This is a genomic window from Pantoea sp. GM_Pan_4 (assembly GCF_026541005.1).
GTDB classification, from domain to species: Bacteria; Pseudomonadota; Gammaproteobacteria; order Enterobacterales; family Enterobacteriaceae; genus Pantoea; species Pantoea dispersa.
In genome coordinates this window covers 688,859-706,900 of sequence record NZ_JALNUZ010000001.1, presented here as the reverse complement: position 1 = coordinate 706,900, position 18,042 = coordinate 688,859, and the positions used below count along the sequence as shown (strand labels likewise).

Genomic DNA, 18,042 nt, shown 5'->3' with positions numbered 1-18,042 from the left:
GCGGCGACCCTGTTCAGCAGACAGAGATAACGTTTTGGCTCAGCCTTTGCGGCTCAGCGTGGCCTGGCCTAAACCGCGACCGTCCGGGCCGTAGAAGGACTGGGTCTGGTGCGGTTTCAGCACCGAAAGTGCCTGTTCGGTAAAGGTCATCTGATGCTGCAACAGCATGCCGTTGTGCTGATTGGCGTCGCGCAGACGCTGGGTGTGTTGCTGAATACTGTGCCAGCGGCGTGCGATATCACTGTGACCACGATAAGGCGCTTTGGTACCCAGCGACAGCTCGGTTTTGCGGCGCATCTCGTCCAGATAATTCAACGTGGTCAGCAGCGCGCTTTTATCTTCTGTAATGCGCTGCAGCAGGTTGCCATTAATCCGTCCGGCAGACAGCTGCTGTTGCTCTTCATCCATCACGACGTTAAGCGAACTCAGCACATCCTGCATTTTATCTAACGTGGTCAGCAGATTATCCATCGGGACTATTTACCCTCTAAAAACGCCCTGGTATCGGCGATCAGCGCGTCGGCGATCTTACCGGTATCCATTTTCAGTTCACCATTACGAATGGCGGTCTTCAGCTGCTCAACGCGCGCTGTGTTAATATCTTTGCTGCCCGGCTGCATCAGCTGCGCCTGAGCGGGACTCAGCGTCACTTCCGCACCGTTCTGGCTGGTGCTGGTGGCGGGCGCGCTGTTCTGACGCACTTTCGCCTGGTTGTCGCTGGTGTCACGGGTCTGTACAGTGCTCACCGGTTTTAAAGGCTGCGTTCTGTCGATACTCATGGTGTGGCTCCTGTTAGGGTCAGTTGGGGATCAGCCAACTGAGTCAGCATAGGGTAATATCATTGTTGATATCTCTATCGGCAGAACAACAGCGTTCTTTAACGCTTTATAGCGATATCAGAATATTCCCATCCTCGCTGACGCGACCGCTCACCACCTGGCCATTGCTCATGCGCACGCGCACCGTCTGCGCCGCGCTGGCGTTGTTTAAGGCGCGTCCTTCACTGCTGGCATTAAAGCCGTTACCGCTGGCGATCACCATCACATTCTGACCGGCTTTTACCCGCCACGGCTGGCGCAGCATGGTGGCCGTCACCGGCTGGCCTGGCGCAATGTCACGCAGGGCAATGGCGTCCGCCAGATTGCTGCTGCTGAGCAGCGCGCGCGCCGGCAGCGTATCCAGCCGGCCACTCTCCAGGCGGAAATCACTGGCGCTGACGTTGCTGCCACGCGCCAGCTGACGATTGGCCACCAGATACTCACCGGTGACCTGCACCTGCACCTGCAGATAGCGACGATTCTGGCCGCAGCTGGCGGCGATGCTCAGATTGCCCCACTGACGGCTGTTACCCGGCAGCAGCAGCTGCGGTGTGTCGCAGGCAGGCCACTGCGTCTGCGGCGTGCGGACCACCACGGTCATACCAGCGGCGTGCTGCGGATCGCGCGCCTGAAAGAACTGAGTCAGCTGCGCGCTGAGATCGGCGGCATAGCCGGGCGTCGCGAAGGCCAGCCACAGCAGGGCCAGCAGGGAAGAAGTTGTACGCATCAACGCCTCCTGTCGAAAAGATGGCACTGAGTCTACTCCGCGCACCAAAAATTCAAGGTGAAAAATAGCCACGATTTTTGCTGCTATTCAGACGATAGCCCTTGCTTTTGTCCCATTAAGCTGTCAGCTCGAAATTCTCATTCGCGGAGGAAGCATGCTCGACAAACTCGATGCCGCGCTGCGATTTGGTACAGAAGCATTAAACCTGCGGGCGCAGCGCCAGGAGATTCTGGCGTCTAACATTGCCAACGCCGATACCCCGGGCTACCAGGCGCGGGATATCGACTTTGCCAGCCAGCTGAGCAAGGTGATGCAGAACGGCCGTGCCGAAGGCAGCAGCCTGGCGCTCAATGTCACGTCATCACGTCACATTGAAGCGCAGACCAACTCACAGCCCGCACTGGATCTGCTGTACCGCATTCCCGATCAGCCTGCCGCGGATGGTAACACCGTGGATATGGATCGCGAGCGTACGCAGTTTGCGGATAACAGCCTGAAATACCAAACCGATCTCACCCTCATCAGTAGCCAGATCAAAGGCATGATGAGCGTTCTGCAGGGGCAATAATCATGGCATTGCTGAATATCTTTGATATCGCCGGTTCTGCGATGACCGCACAGTCACAGCGGCTCAACGTCAGCGCCAGTAACCTGGCCAACGCCGACAGCGTCACCGGGCCGGACGGCCAGCCGTACGTGGCGAAGCAGGTGATTTTCCAGACCGATGCCGCTCAGGGCGCGGCCACCGGCGGCGTCAAAGTAGCCGGTGTCGTGAACGACCCGACGCCCGCCAAACTGGTGTATGACCCGGGTAATCCGCTGGCTGACCAGAAAGGCTACGTCAAAATGCCTAACGTCGACGTGGTCGCCGAAACCGTTAACACCATGTCCGCGTCGCGCAGCTATCAGGCCAACGTCGAAGTGCTGAACACGGTGAAGTCAATGATGATGAAAACCCTCACCATGGGTCAGTAACGGAGACGCATTATGAGCCTTGCAGTAGGGATTAAAGACAACCTCGACCCCACGGTCCTCAGCTCCAGCAGCAGCACCGGCAGCGGCAACAGCGCGCAGGATCTGCAAAACCAGTTCCTGAACATGCTGGTGACGCAGCTGAAAAATCAGGACCCGACTAACCCGATGGACAACAGTCAGCTGACAACCCAGCTGACGCAGATCAACACCCTGAGCGGCATTGAAAAACTCAATACCACGCTGGGATCGATCTCCGGTCAGATCAGCACCAGCCAGTCGCTGCAGAGCTCAACGCTGATCGGCCATGGCGTGATGGTGAAGGGCAGCCAGGTGCTGGTCGGCAGCGGCACCAGCACGCCGTTTGGCGTGGAGCTGGGCACCGCGTCGACCGCCACCAGCGTCACCATCAAAGATGGCAACGGCAGCGTAGTGCGCTCTATCGATCTCGGCGGTCTCAGCGCCGGCGTTCACACCTTCTCGTGGGACGGCAAGATGGACGATGGCAGCGCCGCACCGGACGGCAAATATACGGTTTCACTCGCCGCCAGCAATGGCAGCACCCAACTGGTGGCACAGCCGCTGAACTACGCCTATGTCAACGGCGTCAGCACCGTGAATAACACCGCAAAACTGGATCTCGGCACCATGGGCTCCGCGACCCTCGATGAAATTCGTCAGATTCTCTGACTAACCTCTTAGCAGGAGAAATAGCATGTCATTTTCACAAGCGGTGAGCGGCCTGGGCGCTGCCTCCAGCAACCTCGACGTTATTGGTAACAACATCGCCAACTCGGCGACGGCCGGCTTTAAATCCAGCACCATCGCGTTTGCCGATATGTTCGCCGGTTCGAACGTTGGTATGGGTACCAAAGTCGCAGCGGTGATTCAGAACTTTAACGACGGCACCACCACTTCCACCAGCCGTGGGCTGGACGTGGCGCTGAGCGGCAACGGTTTCTTCCGTCTGACCGACGCCAGCGGCGGCGTGTTCTATTCGCGCAACGGCCAGTTCACGCTGGACGAAAACCGTAACCTGGTGAACACCCAGGGCCTGACCGTAACCGGCTATCCGGCTAACGGCACTCCGCCAACCATTCAGGCCGGTGCCAACCCGGTCGCGCTGAGCATTCCGACCACCCAGATGTCGGCGCGCGCCACCACTACCGCCACCATGGTATCCAACCTGAACTCAACCGATGCGGTGCCAACCGGCGGTGCGTTCACGGCAACCAACGTGGATACTTACAACGCGAAAAGCACCGTGACCGTGTACGACTCGCAGGGTAACGACCACGCGCTGGATCTGTACTACGTCAAAACGGCCGACAACAACTGGACGGTGCACGCGATTGATTCCACCACCGGTCAGGCTGCCGGTAACTTCAACATGGTATTCGATACCAGCGGTAACCTGACCTCGGCCAGCACAGTGGCGCTGACCATTCAGGGGGCGAACGGTGCCGCGGCCAACCAGGCGGTCAGCCTCAGCGTGCTCGGCAGCCTGCAGCAGAACACCGGCAAAACCAACTTCGGTAACCCAACCCAGGATGGCTATGCACCGGGCGATCTGACCAGCTACACCATCAACGATGACGGCACCATCACCGGGACTTACTCCAACCAGAAAACCCAGCTGCTGGGTCAGATTGTGCTGGCGAGTTTCTCTAACCCGGAAGGGCTGAAGTCCGAGGGCGATAACGTCTGGTCGGCAACCAACTCCTCGGGCCAGGCGGCAGTCGGTCTGGCAGGCACCGGTACCTACGGCAACCTGACCTCCGGCGCGCTGGAAGCGTCCAACGTCGACCTGAGTAAAGAGCTGGTGAATATGATCGTTGCCCAGCGTAACTATCAGGCCAACAGCCAGACCATCAAAACGCAGGACCAGATTCTTAACACCCTGGTCAACCTTCGTTAATACGCTAACGGGATTGCTTTATGGATCACGCAATATATACCGCGATGGGCGCGGCCAGTCAGACGATGGAGCAACAGTCTGTCACCGCCAGCAACCTCGCCAACGCCTCGACGCCGGGCTTTCGCGCTCAGCTCAATGCGCTGCGCGCGGTGCCGGTCAACGGCTGGTCGCTGCCAACACGTACGCTGGTCGCCGCTTCCACACCGGGGGCCGATATGTCGCAGGGCTCGCTCGATTATACCGAGCGTCCGCTCGATGTGGCGGTGCAGCAGGATGGCTGGCTGGCGGTGCGTACCGCTGACGGCAGCGAAGCTTATACCCGCAACGGTAACATGCAGATCAGCCCGACCGGCCAGCTGACCATTCAGGGCAATCCCGTGATGGGCGATGGCGGTCCGATTGCCGTGCCGCAGGGCGCGCAACTGACCATTGCCGCCGACGGCTCCATCACCGCGCTTAACGCCGGTGACGCGCCGAACGCCACGGTGCAGCTCGGACGGCTGAAGCTGGTACGTGCCACAGGCCAGGAACTGACGCGCGGTGATGACGGCATGTTCCGTCCCAACGCCGCCACTCAGGCACAGCGCGGCGCGGCGCTGCCGAATGACGCGACCGTGCAGGTGATGCCGGGCGTGCTGGAGGGCAGCAACGTGAAGCCCGTGGAAACCATGGTCGACATGATCGCCAACGCCCGACGTTTCGAGATGCAGATGAAAGTGATCTCCAACGTCGATGAAAACGAACAGCGGGCTAATCAGCTGCTCAATATGAGCAGCTAAGGCTTAAGGAAAACACAATGATTCGTTCTTTATGGATCGCGAAAACCGGTCTTGACGCACAGCAGACCAACATGGACGTCATCGCCAACAACCTGGCGAACGTCAGCACCAACGGCTTTAAGCGTTCACGCGCGGTGTTCGAAGACCTGATGTACCAGACCCTGCGTCAGCCGGGTGCGCAGTCGTCAGAACAGACCACGCTGCCGTCGGGCCTGCAGATCGGTACCGGTGTGCGTCCGGTGACCACCGAACGTCTGCACAATCAGGGCAACCTGTCGCAGACCAGCAACTCAAAAGATGTGGCGATCAACGGTCAGGGCTATTTTCAGGTGCAGATGCCGGACGGTACGTCGGCGTATACCCGCGACGGCTCTTTCCAGGTGGACCAGAACGGCCAGCTGGTGACCAACGCCGGTTTCCCGGTGCAGCCAGGCATTACTATTCCGGCGAATGCCACCAGCATCACCATTGCGCGTGACGGCGTGGTGACGGTGACACAGCAGGGGCAGACGCAGCCGGCGCAGGTTGGCCAGCTGACACTCAGCACCTTCATGAACGATGCCGGACTGGATAGCGTCGGGGAAAACCTCTATCAGGAAACCCAGGCCTCCGGTGCGCCGACCGAAAGCACGCCGGGCCAGAACGGGGCCGGTCTGCTGTATCAGGGTTACGTGGAAACCTCCAACGTCAACGTGGCGGAAGAGCTGGTGACCATGATCCAGACGCAGCGCGCTTATGAGATCAACAGCAAAGCGATCAGCACCTCCGATCAGATGCTGCAGAAGTTAACCCAGCTGTAATGCCGGGATCGTTGGGCCAGCGCGTCTGGCCCGATTAAGAACATGAAAAAGGTCAGAACTCCGTGGCGAAGCAAGTGATTCTCAAGCCTGGGCATTGGTTAGTAGCCACGCTGCTACTGACCCTTAACGGTTGTGCGCTGGTGCCGCGCACGCCACTGGTACAGGGTGCGACGACGGCTGAGCCGACGCCATCCGCACCGCCGGTGGTGAACGGTTCCATTTTTCAGGGCGTGGCGCCGCTCAACTACGGCTATCAGCCGCTGTTTGAGGATCGTCGTCCACGTAACATTGGTGACACCCTGACCATTACGCTGCAGGAAAACGTCAGCGCCAGCAAAAGCTCTTCAGCCAATGCCAGCCGCGACGGCAGCAACAGTTTTGGCCTGAGCGCCATCCCAACCGGCCTGGCCGGACTGGTGGGTGCCGGCGGCGAAAAAGCCGCGCTCGACGCCAACGGCAAAAACGATTTCGCTGGCAAAGGTGGCGCGACCGCCAACAACACCTTTACCGGCACCATCACCGTCACCGTTAACCAGGTGCTGTCGAACGGCAACCTGCGCGTGGTCGGCGAGAAACAGATTGAAATCAACCAGGGCACCGAATTCATTCGCTTCTCTGGCGTAGTGAACCCGCGCACCATCAGCGCCAGCAACGCGGTGCTGTCAACGCAGGTCGCCGATGCACGTATTGAGTACGTCGGTAACGGTTATATCAATGAGGCGCAGACCATGGGCTGGTTCCAGCGCTTCTTCCTGAACGTCTCGCCGATGTAAGAGGTCATGATGAAAAACACTACACTGCTGCGTTTGGGCCTGGGCCTGTTGCTCGGCATCAGCAGCCTGATGGCGCAGGCCGATCGCATCCGCGATCTCACCAGCGTGCAGGGCGTACGCGATAACCAGCTGATTGGTTACGGTCTGGTGGTTGGCCTTGATGGCACCGGTGACCAGACCACCCAGACGCCGTTCACCACGCAAACGGTGAGTAACATGCTGTCGCAGCTGGGCATCACCGTGCCTGCTGGCACCAACATGCAGCTGAAAAACGTGGCGGCGGTGATGGTCACCGCCAAACTGCCGTCGTTTGCCCGTCAGGGACAGACGGTTGATGTGGTGGTGTCCTCACTGGGTAACGCCAAAAGCTTGCGCGGCGGTACGCTGCTGATGACGCCGCTGAAGGGCGTCGATAACCAGGTTTACGCGCTGGCGCAGGGTAACATCCTGGTCGGCGGGGCGGGCGCCTCGGCCGGTGGCAGCAGCGTACAGGTTAACCAGCTCAACGGCGGCCGCATTACCGGTGGCGCCACCGTGGAGCGCGAGCTGCAGAGCAACTTCGGCAGCCAGAACACCATCAACCTGCAGCTTAACAACGAAGATTTCACTATGGCGCAGCGCATCGCCGATGCCATCAACAGCCGTGGCGTAGGGTCAGCGCTGCCGCTGGACGCCCGTACCGTGCAAATTCGCGTGTCGCCAAACAACAGCTCGCAGGTACGTCTGCTGGCGGAGATCCAGAACATCGACGTGTCGGTACCGCTGGAAGACGCCAAAGTGATCATTAACTCGCGCACCGGTTCAGTGGTGATGAATCGCGAAGTGACGCTCAACACCTGTGCGGTGGCGCAGGGCAACCTGTCGGTCACGGTTAATCAGCAGCAGAACGTCAGCCAGCCGGATACGCCGTTTGCCGGTGGTCAGACGGTTGCCACCACGCAAACGCAGATCGATCTGCGTCAGAGCGGTGGCGCGCTGCAGCGGGTTAACGCCAGTGCCAACCTGAACAACGTAGTGCGGGCGCTGAATGCGCTGGGTGCGACACCGATTGAGCTGATGTCGATTCTGCAATCGATGGAGAGCGCGGGCTGCCTGCGCGCGAAGCTGGAAATTATCTGATGACCGATACGCAATCGCTGATGAACGCGGCGTATGACAGCCGCTCGCTGAACGAACTGAAACGCCAGGCTGCCGTGGATCCGAAAGGCAAAGCGCTGCAGGTGGCGAAGCAGGTCGAAGGGATGTTCGTGCAGATGATGCTGAAGAGCATGCGTGAAGCGCTGCCGCAGGATGGCATGCTGAGCAACGATCAGACGCGGCTTTACACCTCGCTGTACGATCAGCAGATTGCGCAGGAAATCGGCAAGCGCGGGCTGGGTCTGGCCGACACCATTGTCAAACAGATGCAGCCAGCGCAGGCACCGGACGAAAGCGCCGGTACCGTGCCGATGAAACTGGATAACAGCTTCATCTATAGCAGTATGGCGCCCACGCAGCTGGAGCAGATGGTGCGCAAAGCGGTGCCGCGTCTGCCGGTCTCGCCGGCCAGCCTGCCGGGTGACAGCAATGAGTTTATCGCCCAGCTGGCGCAGCCGGCGAAAGTGGCCAGCCAGCAGAGCGGCATTCCTCACCATCTGATTCTGGCGCAGGCGGCACTGGAGTCCGGCTGGGGCCAGCGGCAGATCCTGACGCGCGACGGCAAGCCGAGCTACAACGTGTTCGGGATCAAAGCCAGCGGCGACTGGAAGGGCGAAACCACCGACATCATGACCACGGAATACGAGGGCGGTGAAGCGAAGAAAGTGCGCGCCACCTTCCGCGTTTATGGCTCCTATTTCGAAGCGCTCAGCGACTACGTCCGGTTGATTTCCAGTAATCCACGTTATGCGGCGGTGGCGAACGCACCGAGCGCCGAGCAGGGTGCGCGCGCGCTGCAGGCGGCCGGCTACGCGACTGACCCGAAATATGCGCAGAAACTGGTAGGAATGATCCAGCAATTCAAAAACATGGGCGAAAAAGTGGTTAAGGCTTACAGCCAGGATTTCACCGACCTGTTCTGATTTTTCTGCTCAAGTTTCGCTTAAGCACGCCGATAACCTTCACATGCCGCGGGCGTTGTGGCCCGCGCAATCGCACTGATGACTGCCAGCCCGGTTAACGGGAAAAAGGAACCGAGATGTCCAGCATAATTAACTCCGCGATGAGCGGGCTGAGCGCCGCACAGGCCGCATTAAGCACCACCAGTAACAACATCAGTAATTACACCGTGGCCGGTTATTCGCGCCAGACGATTTTGCTGTCGCAGGCCAACAGCACGCTGCAGGGCAGCAACTATTATGGCAACGGCGTCAACGTGACCGGCGTGCAGCGTGAATACGATGAGTTTATTACCGCCCAGCTGCGCGGTAACAGCGCCAACTACAGCGCAGTCAATTCACAGTACAACCAGATTTCGAATATTGATGATCTGCTGTCGACGTCGACCACCAGCCTGTCTGACTCGATTCAGAGCTTTTTCACTAACGTGCAGAACGTGGTGAGTAACGCAGACGATCCTTCTGCGCGCCAGTCTATGCTGAGCTATGCGCAGGGACTGGTAAACCAGTTCCAGACCACCGCACAGTATCTGACCAGCATGCAAAACAGCGTCAATACGGACATCAAAGCCAGCGTCGAGCAGATCAACACTTACTCCAGCCAGATTGCCGATCTCAACACGCAGATCGCCAAGCTGACCACCGGCGGCGGCTCTGCGCCTAACGACCTGCTCGATCAGCGCGATCAGCTGGTCAATAACCTGAATGGCCTGGTCGGTGTTAACGTGTCGCAGCAGGACGGTAACTATATCGTCTCGATGGGTAACACCACGCTGGTCAACGGCAGCAAAACCACCTCGCTGATCGCCATGCCTTCCAGCAGCGATGCGTCGCGCATTACCGTGGGCTATGTCGATAAGCAGGCCGGTAACGTTGAGATCCCGGAAAAAACGCTGACCACCGGTTCGCTCGGGGGCCTGCTGGCGTTCCGTACCCAGGATCTGGATAACGCGCAGAACCAGCTCGGGCAGCTGGCAGCGGCATTCACCACCAGCTTCAACCAGGTGCACAGCCAGGGCTATGACAGCAAAGGCAACACCGGCATCAACTTCTTCAATATTGGTAGCCCGACAGTGGTGACCAACAGCAAAAACACCTCTGCCGCTACCGTCAGTGCCAGCTGGACCGATACCGGGGCGATGAAAGCCTCTAACTACAGCGTGAGCTATGACGGCAGCAACTGGTCGGTGACGCGTCTTTCGGACAACGTGAAAGTGACGCCGACCATGGGCAGCGACGGTGCCGGCAATACCACCATGAGCTTTGACGGACTGTCATTAACGGTAAATGGAACGGCTAACGCCAAAGACAGCTTCCTGGTCAAACCGGTGCAGGATGTGATTAGCGGCATGTCAGTGGCTATCACCAGTGAATCGCAGATCGCGGCAGCTTCGGCTGCGGGTGGCGCCAGCGATAACCGTAACGCGCAAAAGCTGCTGGACCTGCAGGATGCCAAACTGATTAACGGTAACGCCACGCTGGCGCAGGGTTATGCCAGCCTGGTGAGCACCGTCGGCAACAAAACCAAAAACCTCGAAACCGCCGCTACCACCCAGAAGGGCGTGGTGACGCAGCTGACCGAACGTCAGCAGTCGGTTTCTGGCGTAAACCTCGACGAAGAGTACGCCAACCTGAGCAAATATCAGCAATTTTACATGGCGAACGCGCAGGTACTGCAAACCGCCAATACCATTTTCGATGCTCTGATGAGCATTCGCGGTTAATACGGGAGGCCTGACCGATGAGACTCAGTACCAATATGATTTTCGACCAGCAGGTGCGCGGCGTCACTGACGCGCAATCCTCCTGGCTGAAAGCGGGTGAACAACTGTCAACCGGTCGCCGCGTGACCAATCCGTCTGACGATCCGATCGCCGCTTCGCGCGCTGTGGTGCTGTCGCAGACGCAGGCGCGCGACAGCCAGTTTGCGCTGGCGCGTTCGTTCGCAAATCAGGGACTGTCGGTGGAAGAGAGCACGCTGAGTGATGTCACGACGGCGATTCAGTCGGCGCAATCCACGCTGATCAGCGCCGGTAACGGCTCGCTGAGTGACGATGACCGTGCGTCTTATGCTACCCAGCTGGAGGGCATTCGCTCGCAGCTGCTCAACCTGGCCAACAGCAAAGACGGGAACGGCCGCTACCTGTTTGCCGGCTATGAGTCCGACAAGCCGCCGTTCACCGAAGATGCCAGCGGTAAAATCATCTATAGCGGTGGCAGCGACGCGATCACCCAGAAAGTCGACAGCGAACGCACCATGACGGTGGGCCATACCGGTAATTCAATTTTTGACCAGCTGACCAGCAACGCCAAGCCGGAGCCGGATGGCAGCGCCAGCCAGACTAACCTGTTCGATATGCTGGATGACGCCATTGCGGCGCTGAAAGTGCCGCAGAATGACGCTGACGATGCCACTAAACAGACCTTCAGCGCGGCGATGGACAAGGCCAACCGTGGCTTCAGCAACTCGCTGAACAATGTGCTGGCGGTGCGTTCTGAAATTGGTACCCAGCTGGACGAACTGGATACGCTGGATGCAAAAGGTGACGACCGCAAGGTGACGCTGAAAGATCAGATGAGCACGCTGGTTAACGTCGATTACACCGAAGCCATTTCTACCTACACCATGCAGCAGCAGCTACTGCAGGCGTCGTACACCACCTTCAGCGATATGTCGAAGATGTCGTTGTTCCAGATGAATAAATAAACCTGACTGTTTGAGCGTACTTAAACCGGGTACGCTTAGTTTTTCCCACTGCCTGCGAGGGCCGTGGGATTTTTTTTTGGCTTTTATTCAGAGTGTTCAGTCAGGTGGGAGGGGAGAATGCGGGCAATAAAAAACCCCGGACCAGCCGGGGTTTGGATACGGTAATGTTCTACAGCAGAGACTTACGCGCTTTCCGGACGGGTAGCCGGTGCGGTAGCCTGATGCGTGGCACTGTGACCACCGGCTGAACCGCGTCCTTCAAAGTTGAAGGCCGGACGGACCCAGTCACTGTGGCGCACGGGCTCAGGTTCCCATGCCGGTGCCGGTGCTTTGGTCATCGGCGCCGTAGCGTGATGCTTAAAGCGGGTCTCAGCATGGCTGACCCCGGTATCACGGGCGGCAACCGGTGCGTGCGGTTCGGTGACCGGCGCGACTGGTGCTTCGGCCGCTACCGGCGCGGACAGCACTTCTTCTACCTGCGCTTCAACCGCGGGTGACACCTCGATCGGAGCCTGTTCCGCTGCGCTAACCGCTTCGGTAACCACTTCGGTAACCACTGGCGGCGTCTCTTCGGCAGGCGTAACAGCCGGTTGCGCTTCTGCTGCGGTTTCCTGTGCAACTGCTTCATCGGCTGCGGAAATCACTGCTGGCTGGTGATCAACCGGTGCCGCCACTGGCGTCAGGTCATCAGTATTCACCACCGGCACCTCAGTGTGCGCCTGCGGTTCAGCCTGATGCACCACTTCTGGCGCTGGCGTTTCGGGCTGTGCCACGGCAGCGGCTTCGACAGCCACAGGCAGTTCTTCCGCCGGCGCGGCATCCTGATAGCCATAGTCTGGCATTTCGTTCAGCGCCTGGTTAGAAGTGAAGTGCTCGTGAGTCTGCGTGACCGGATAGGTGATCCACACTTTGCCTGACGCCATCTCTGGTGAGGCAGCTGCTGTTTCCAGCGGCATCGCAGACTGCGTAGGGTAACGCTCGTCACGATAGCGACGACGACGCTGACCGCTGACGCGCAGATGACGCGGTGAGCGACGTGAACGGCGCGGCATGTTGGCCCCGTCACGGTTCTCGCTGTCATCCTGCTCATCCTGAGCGGTTTCGGCTTGCTCTTTCAGCTGGGCGCGCTGGCTGTTTTCCTGCACCGCTTCAGTAACGGCAGCGGCAGGCAGCTCAGCAGGCATCGCGTCAGCGTTGTCACCTACGCGCACGCGCTGACTGAGCTGGCGTTGTTTGCGACGCGGCATAACCTGAACGCGTTCGTCTTCCTGCGCAACGCTGTCATCAACGCTATCTACAACAGGCACCTGCTCAGCAACTTGTGGTTCCTGCTGCGCACGCTTCTCTTCCTGACGACGACGCTGGCGCTCAGCACGCTGTTCGCGACGCTGTTGCTGCTGCTCATCACGCTGCTGCAGTTGCTCTTCAGTCAGCGCCGGACGCTCACCGCGCGCGTCATTCTGACGCTTGTTACGGCGGTTATCCTGATCGCGTGGCTCGCGGGCTTCTCGAGGCTCACGGGGTTCACGCGGCTCGCGCGCTTCACGTGGCTCACGGCCTTCACGGCTCTGCGCATGCTCACCGTTGCGCGGCGTGCGCTCGCGGCGATTGTTGTTGCGGCGATTGTTACGACGCTCACCACGCTGCTGCGTATTCTCACCGTCAGCCGTTTTCGCTTCGGTCTTCTCTTCAGCAGGGGCTGCGGCGGGCGCATCACCGGCAAACAGTTTTTTCAGGCCACCCAGCAGGCGCGCAACAAAACCGGTGCTGACCGTCGCGGGTGCTGCGACCGCCGGTTTGGCTTTGACGTCAACCGCTGCCGGCTGGCTCTCTTCGCTCACTTCAACCGGAGCCGGTGGTGCATCCGGCATCACGAAGGCGGCCAGTGCAGGCTGCTCCGGACGACGACGCTCAGCGTGCTCTTCTTCCGAAGGCAGCGCCATCTCAGCTTCATGCAGTTTCGGCAGGTGATAGGAGAGGGTTTGCGTCTCTTCACCTTTGCGCACGCGCAGCACCGAGTAGTGCGGCGTTTCCATCTGATCGTTTGGCACGATGATGGCACGCACGCCGCCCTGACGTTTCTCAATCGCACTGACCGCTTCACGTTTTTCGTTCAGCAGGTAAGAGGCCACCTGAACCGGCACAATGGCGTGCACTTCTTTGGTGTTGTCTTTCAGCGCTTCTTCTTCAATCAGACGCAGGATCGACAGCGACAGCGATTCGTTATCACGAATGGTGCCGGTACCGCTACAGCGCGGGCAGACGTGATGGCTGGACTCACCCAGTGACGGGCTGAGGCGCTGACGCGACATCTCCAGCAGACCAAATCGTGAAATGTGGCTGATCTGGATACGCGCCCGGTCCTGACGTACCGCTTCACGCAGACGGTTTTCCACGGCGCGCTGATGGCGCACAGGCGTCATATCGATGAAGTCGATAACAATCAGACCACCGAGGTCGCGCAGACGCAGCTGACGGGCAATCTCGTCGGCGGCTTCCAGGTTGGTGTTGAAGGCGGTCTCTTCGATATCGCCACCGCGTGTCGCGCGGGCGGAGTTGATATCGATGGCAGTCAGCGCTTCGGTGCTGTCGATAACGATAGAACCGCCGGACGGCAGACGCACTTCGCGCTGGAACGCCGATTCAATCTGCGATTCGATCTGGTAGTGGCTGAACAGCGGAATTTCACCGGTGTACAGTTTGATTTTGCTGCTGAAGTCCGGACGACCGAGCGCGGCGATGTGCTGACGCGCCAGCTCCAGCACTTTCGGGTTATCGATAAGGATTTCACCGATATCCTGACGCAGGTAGTCGCGGAAGGCGCGCACAATCACGTTACTTTCCTGATGAATCAGGAACGGTGCCGGGCGGCTGTCTGCGGCTTTTTTGATGGCTTCCCAGTGCTTCAGACGGAAGCTGAGGTCCCACTGCAGCGATTCGGCAGATTTGCCAACGCCAGCGGTACGCACGATCAGGCCCATGCCGTCCGGCAGCTCCAGCGCTGACAGCGCCTCTTTCAGCTCGGTACGGTCGTCACCTTCGATACGGCGGGAAATGCCGCCGGCGCGCGGGTTGTTGGGCATCAGCACCAGATAGCTACCGGCCAGCGAAATAAAGGTGGTCAGTGCTGCCCCTTTATTACCGCGCTCCTCTTTATCGATTTGTACGATCACTTCCTGGCCTTCACGCAGCACATCTTTGATGTTCGGACGGCCATGCGCGTTGTAATTAGCAGGGAAGTATTCGCGGGAAATTTCTTTCAGAGGGAGGAAACCGTGACGCTCGGCACCGTAATCAACAAACGCAGCTTCGAGGCTGGGTTCAATACGGGTGATTTTACCTTTGTAGATGTTGGCTTTTTTCTGCTCGTGTCCGGGGCTTTCGATATCCAGATCGTACAGACGTTGTCCGTCAACAAGGGCAACGCGCAACTCCTCCTGCTGAGTTGCGTTGATTAACATTCTTTTCATCGTGACTTACTCGTTATTCTCACATGAGTGATAAAGCTGCGGGCATCGTTACCCTGGACGAGAATCAACCGATGGCCCCGTGTCTGCATGCACTGACGTCAACCTCACGGTTGTCGGCGGCTAAAGGGGCGCAAATCTTGTCGGTGGCCTGTTTTTCATAAGGAAAACCAGCGCCTGAAGGTGGAAGTGCTACAGAGTATTCAAAAATCCACACATCCCAGTCTGTCGTCCAGGCCGCAACCCGCAGCCCGCTAAGTGCCTGATTAAACATCACGTCTTACGCCATTGCTGCGTGTCCGTTTCATCCGGCAAAATACCTTAATTTCGCTCTTTTTCCTGCCTGACTCTTTCCAGGACAGAAACCTCTGCATTATTCCATTGCTTAGCAACTTATAGCAAGGCGACTTTTACCGAGCTGTGAAGTTTGTTCATCCTTAACCTGTTCATTTGCAGGAGTAATCATCGCATCGTTGAAAAAGCCAGCATTCTGGCCGCGTAACGCGGCGATAAAGTCAGAGTTAAGCACAGAAAAAGGGGTGGCGCTATCCGGGGACACTATTTAGAATCGCCGCCATGAAAACAGAGAATCCCGGCGTACAGTTTGTCGCCATCACGGCTGAAAATGCCGGTCAACGCATTGATAACTTTTTGCGCACCCAGCTGAAAGGAGTGCCGAAAAGCATGATTTACCGCATTCTGCGTAAAGGCGAGGTGCGGGTGAATAAGAAGCGCGTAAAACCTGAATATAAGCTGGAAGACGGCGACGAAGTGCGCGTGCCGCCGGTGCGCGTGGCCGAGCGTGAAGAGCAGGCAGTGTCGCCCAAACTGGATAAAGTGGCGGCGCTGGAGTCGTGCATTCTGTATGAAGACGATTATCTGCTGGTGCTGAACAAACCGTCCGGCACCGCGGTGCACGGCGGCAGCGGGCTGAGCTTCGGCGTGATTGAAGGGCTGCGCGCGCTGCGCCCGGAGGCGCGTTTCCTGGAACTGGTGCACCGTCTCGATCGTGACACGTCCGGCATTTTGCTGGTGGCGAAGAAGCGCTCGGCGCTGCGTTCACTGCACGAGCAGCTGCGTGAGAAGGGCATGCAGAAGGATTATCTGGCGCTGGTGCGCGGCGACTGGCCATCGCACCTGAAAGTGGTGCAGGCGCCGCTGCTGAAAAACATTCTGCAAAGCGGCGAGCGCGTGGTGCGGGTCAGCGCCGAGGGCAAGCCGTCAGAAACGCGCTTCAAAGTTGAAGAACGTTTTGGCCTGGCGACATTAGTTAAAGCCAGTCCGGTGACCGGACGTACGCATCAGATTCGCGTGCATACCCTGCATGGCGGGCACCCGATTGCCTTTGACGATCGCTATGGCGATCGCGAATTCGATCGCCAGCTGGCACCAACCGGTCTGGCGCGGCTGTTCCTGCATGCTGCCGCACTGACGTTTACCCATCCCAACACCGGCGAAAGCCTGCGTATGGAAGCGCCGCTGGATAAGGCACTGAAGCACTGCCTGTCCCAGCTGCGCCAGCAGAAAAAAGCCTGACAGCGTGGCATCAGCTCAGCGGGTTGATGCCCGCCTGCCTTAGCAGGCCATTCAGCGCGATCAGCGGTAAGCCAATCAGGCTATTGGGATCGCGCCCCTCCAGCCGTTCGAACAGACAAATCCCCAGTCCCTCACTTTTGAAACTGCCGGCGCACTGCAGCGGCTGCTCCAGCTCGACGTAGCGCGCAATCTCTGCCGCGCTCAGTTGCCGAAAATGCACGGTAAAGGGTTCACACAGCACATGCTGCTGCGCGCTGGCAGGGTGAATCAGTGCCAGACCGGTATAAAAGGTGATGGCTTTACCGCTCGCCAGCGCCAGCTGCTGGCAGGCGTTCTCTGCGGTATGCGGCTTGCCGGCGATGTGGCCATCCAGTACACAGACCTGATCGGACCCAATGATCCAGTGGGCAGGATAGCGCGCGGCCAGCGCCTGCGCTTTGGCGATGGCCAGACGCTGCACCAGCTGCGGCGCGGCTTCTCCCGGCAGCGGCGTTTCATCGCTTTCAGGGGCGGCAGTGATAAACGGCAGGCCGAGCTTGCGCAGCAGCGCCTGACGGAACGGAGAGGTTGAGGCTAAAACCAGCGGTGTCATCATTTTTTTGCAGAAGTGATAGCGTAAAGATGACAGGCATTTTAAACTATGCGCCGCACTGGATGCGACTAACGGGTGAAAGATGCTGTAAACCGGCCTTTTTCTTTGACTCTATGACGTTACAAAGTTAATATGCGCGCCCTATGCAAAAGGTAAAATTACCCCTGACGCTCGATCCGGTCCGCGCCGCGCAAAAACGCCTGGATTATCACGGTGTTTACGCACCTGAATTGGTGGCGCGCCTGGCCGAAACGGTCGTGAGTGTGGACAGTGATGTGGAATGTGCCATGTCGTTTGCGGTTGACAACCAGCGCCTCGCGGTTCTGCAAGGAACAGCCGATGTGCAGGTAACGTTGTTATGTCAACGCTGCAACCAACCGTTCCCGCATGCTGTGCACGTAAGCTATTGCTTCAGTCCTGTCTCTTCTGATGAGCAGGCCGAGGCACTGCCGGAAGCCTACGAGCCGGTCGATGTCAACGATTTCGGTGAAATCGACCTGCTGGCGGTGATCGAAGATGAACTCATCCTCGCGCTGCCGGTCGTTCCGGTGCATGATTCTGAACACTGTGAAGTGTCCGACGCGGACATGGTCTTTGGCCAGCTGCCTGAAGAGGTGGAAAAACCAAACCCATTTGCCGTATTAGCCAGTTTAAAGCGTAAGTAATAGGAGTAAGGTCCATGGCCGTACAACAGAATAAACCAACCCGTTCTAAGCGTGGTATGCGTCGTTCGCACGATGCGCTGACCACTACCACTCTGTCAGTAGATAAAGTTTCTGGTGAAACTCATCTGCGTCACCATATCACTGCGGATGGTTACTACCGCGGTCGCAAGGTTATCACCAAGTAATTCTTTG

General features: G+C 58.6%; 19 protein-coding genes. 14 read left to right on the top strand and 5 right to left on the bottom strand.

Annotated elements, in window-relative coordinates; genetic code table 11:
* Nucleotides 1-39: 39 nt before the first annotated feature.
* The 3 genes from flgN to flgA all read right to left on the bottom strand — a co-directional run bounded on the left by flgN (nt 40) and on the right by flgA (nt 1,545).
* The gene (gene flgN, locus OXR61_RS03465; protein ID WP_021506426.1) at nt 40-471 is read right to left on the bottom strand and encodes a flagellar export chaperone FlgN; all 432 of its coding nucleotides are present in this window, start codon (nt 469-471) and stop codon (nt 40-42) included.
* Nucleotides 472-476: 5 nt separating this feature from the next.
* Nucleotides 477-779 (bottom strand): flagellar biosynthesis anti-sigma factor FlgM, encoded by a 303-nt coding sequence (gene flgM / locus OXR61_RS03460; protein WP_021506425.1) that lies wholly within the window; start codon nt 777-779, stop codon nt 477-479.
* A gap of 106 nt (nt 780-885) precedes the next feature.
* Nucleotides 886-1,545 carry a flagellar basal body P-ring formation chaperone FlgA gene (gene flgA, locus OXR61_RS03455; protein WP_021506424.1) on the bottom strand — a complete coding sequence of 220 codons (660 nt, stop codon included), beginning with the start codon at nt 1,543-1,545 and terminating at the stop codon, nt 886-888.
* A gap of 154 nt (nt 1,546-1,699) precedes the next feature.
* Here flgA and flgB point away from each other — a divergent pair, with 154 nt between their 5' ends.
* The 11 genes from flgB (at nt 1,700) to flgL (ending at nt 11,590) form a co-directional block, all read left to right on the top strand.
* A complete protein-coding gene (gene flgB / locus OXR61_RS03450) occupies nt 1,700-2,113 on the top strand; it encodes a flagellar basal body rod protein FlgB (RefSeq protein ID WP_021506423.1) in 414 nt (137 codons plus the stop codon).
* A gap of 2 nt (nt 2,114-2,115) precedes the next feature.
* The gene (gene flgC, locus OXR61_RS03445) at nt 2,116-2,520 is read left to right on the top strand and encodes a flagellar basal body rod protein FlgC (RefSeq protein WP_021506422.1); all 405 of its coding nucleotides are present in this window, start codon (nt 2,116-2,118) and stop codon (nt 2,518-2,520) included.
* Between the two features lie 12 nt (nt 2,521-2,532).
* Nucleotides 2,533-3,207 carry a flagellar hook assembly protein FlgD gene (gene flgD / locus OXR61_RS03440; protein ID WP_021506421.1) on the top strand — a complete coding sequence of 225 codons (675 nt, stop codon included), beginning with the start codon at nt 2,533-2,535 and terminating at the stop codon, nt 3,205-3,207.
* A 25-nt stretch (nt 3,208-3,232) separates the two neighbouring features.
* Complete coding sequence (gene flgE, locus OXR61_RS03435; protein ID WP_021506420.1) at nt 3,233-4,435, top strand: flagellar hook protein FlgE; 1,203 nt, start codon at nt 3,233-3,235, stop codon at nt 4,433-4,435.
* 20 nt (nt 4,436-4,455) lie between these two features.
* Nucleotides 4,456-5,214 (top strand): flagellar basal body rod protein FlgF, encoded by a 759-nt coding sequence (locus OXR61_RS03430; protein ID WP_021506419.1) that lies wholly within the window; start codon nt 4,456-4,458, stop codon nt 5,212-5,214.
* 17 nt (nt 5,215-5,231) lie between these two features.
* Complete coding sequence (gene flgG, locus OXR61_RS03425) at nt 5,232-6,014, top strand: flagellar basal-body rod protein FlgG (protein ID WP_021506418.1); 783 nt, start codon at nt 5,232-5,234, stop codon at nt 6,012-6,014.
* Between the two features lie 62 nt (nt 6,015-6,076).
* Nucleotides 6,077-6,787, top strand: a complete 711-nt coding sequence (locus tag OXR61_RS03420) for a flagellar basal body L-ring protein FlgH (RefSeq protein ID WP_021506417.1) — start codon at nt 6,077-6,079, stop codon at nt 6,785-6,787.
* A gap of 69 nt (nt 6,788-6,856) precedes the next feature.
* Nucleotides 6,857-7,906, top strand: coding sequence for a flagellar basal body P-ring protein FlgI (locus tag OXR61_RS03415; RefSeq protein WP_230201060.1), 1,050 nt, complete (start codon nt 6,857-6,859; stop codon nt 7,904-7,906).
* Nucleotides 7,906-8,847, top strand: coding sequence for a flagellar assembly peptidoglycan hydrolase FlgJ (flgJ, locus tag OXR61_RS03410; RefSeq protein WP_021506415.1), 942 nt, complete (start codon nt 7,906-7,908; stop codon nt 8,845-8,847). The genes OXR61_RS03415 and flgJ overlap by 1 nt, the downstream gene beginning before the upstream one ends.
* 116 nt (nt 8,848-8,963) lie before the next feature.
* Nucleotides 8,964-10,607, top strand: coding sequence for a flagellar hook-associated protein FlgK (flgK, locus tag OXR61_RS03405; protein WP_021506414.1), 1,644 nt, complete (start codon nt 8,964-8,966; stop codon nt 10,605-10,607).
* 17 nt (nt 10,608-10,624) lie between these two features.
* Nucleotides 10,625-11,590 carry a flagellar hook-associated protein FlgL gene (gene flgL, locus OXR61_RS03400; protein ID WP_267410790.1) on the top strand — a complete coding sequence of 322 codons (966 nt, stop codon included), beginning with the start codon at nt 10,625-10,627 and terminating at the stop codon, nt 11,588-11,590.
* A 182-nt stretch (nt 11,591-11,772) separates the two neighbouring features.
* On the opposite strand, the gene rne is transcribed toward flgL, so the two are convergent.
* Nucleotides 11,773-15,060, bottom strand: a complete 3,288-nt coding sequence (gene rne / locus OXR61_RS03395; RefSeq protein ID WP_031279276.1) for a ribonuclease E — start codon at nt 15,058-15,060, stop codon at nt 11,773-11,775.
* 573 nt (nt 15,061-15,633) lie between these two features.
* On the opposite strand from rne, the gene rluC reads away from it, so the two are divergent.
* A complete protein-coding gene (rluC, locus tag OXR61_RS03390; protein ID WP_021506411.1) occupies nt 15,634-16,593 on the top strand; it encodes a 23S rRNA pseudouridine(955/2504/2580) synthase RluC in 960 nt (319 codons plus the stop codon).
* A 10-nt stretch (nt 16,594-16,603) separates the two neighbouring features.
* Here the strand turns inward: rluC and OXR61_RS03385 are convergent, their stop codons facing one another.
* Nucleotides 16,604-17,188, bottom strand: a complete 585-nt coding sequence (locus tag OXR61_RS03385) for a nucleoside triphosphate pyrophosphatase (RefSeq protein WP_031279273.1) — start codon at nt 17,186-17,188, stop codon at nt 16,604-16,606.
* Between the two features lie 140 nt (nt 17,189-17,328).
* Between OXR61_RS03385 and yceD the strand changes: the two genes are divergently transcribed.
* Both yceD and rpmF read left to right on the top strand, forming a co-directional pair.
* A complete protein-coding gene (yceD, locus tag OXR61_RS03380; protein WP_021506409.1) occupies nt 17,329-17,850 on the top strand; it encodes a 23S rRNA accumulation protein YceD in 522 nt (173 codons plus the stop codon).
* Nucleotides 17,851-17,864: 14 nt separating this feature from the next.
* Nucleotides 17,865-18,035: a 50S ribosomal protein L32 gene (gene rpmF, locus OXR61_RS03375; RefSeq protein WP_016192161.1), complete on the top strand. Its 171-nt coding sequence runs from the start codon at nt 17,865-17,867 to the stop codon at nt 18,033-18,035.
* Nucleotides 18,036-18,042: the final 7 nt, after the last annotated feature.